Raw genomic sequence first — 524 nt, 5'->3', positions numbered from 1 at the left:
AAACAAGTTTCACTGCAATACGCCACCGCTCCGCTGTAAATAGCGTCTTTGCTAGAAACATAGGTTTGGCATTTAGAGCATACAATCATGTGATCTTCTAATTCTTTAGGGGTTTGTTGCGTATAAGAGTGGCTGTCTTTATGGTTGCCTTTAAGGGGTTTTTGCTTTAAAAACAAACGCCATAAAACCCACACAATAATGAGTAGGGGGATTAAAATTCTTAACATAAACTTTCCTTTGATTTGTAAAAATAAATACGCTTTTGATGCATAAAGCATTCAGTGTCTTTACAAGCGATTTCATCTTTTAACTGCTCGCCTTTATAGAATAAAAAATACCCCTTATCTTTTAGGAAGCGTTGGCTTTTTTCTATCAAAAAAGAAGAGCTAGCGACCGCTCTAGAAGTGATTAAATCCACTTGTAAAAGATTTTGATAATCTTCTAAACGCTTTTTAATGATTTCAATATTTTTTAAAGGCAAAACGCTTTTAAGGTAGCTTAAAAAAGCCGCTCTTTTTATTCTT

The 524-nt window shown here is 34.0% G+C and carries 2 protein-coding genes; both read right to left on the bottom strand.

The genetic code is table 11. The features are described 5' to 3' along the window. The coding region (locus IEY78_RS35500; RefSeq protein WP_189104840.1) for a PP0621 family protein at positions 1 to 227 on the bottom strand (227 nt) is incomplete at its 3' end. Then, a partial coding sequence (locus tag IEY78_RS35495) for an RsmG family class I SAM-dependent methyltransferase (RefSeq protein WP_189104839.1) occupies positions 221 to 524 on the bottom strand: 304 nt, incomplete at its 5' end. The genes IEY78_RS35500 and IEY78_RS35495, both read right to left, overlap by 7 nt.

It is taken from the genome of Streptomyces kronopolitis (assembly GCF_014646275.1).
In the GTDB taxonomy this organism is placed as follows: domain Bacteria; phylum Actinomycetota; class Actinomycetes; order Streptomycetales; family Streptomycetaceae; genus Streptomyces; species Streptomyces kronopolitis.
Note: the sequence above shows the minus strand (reverse complement) of the source record. Positions and strands in the feature narration are given on the sequence as shown.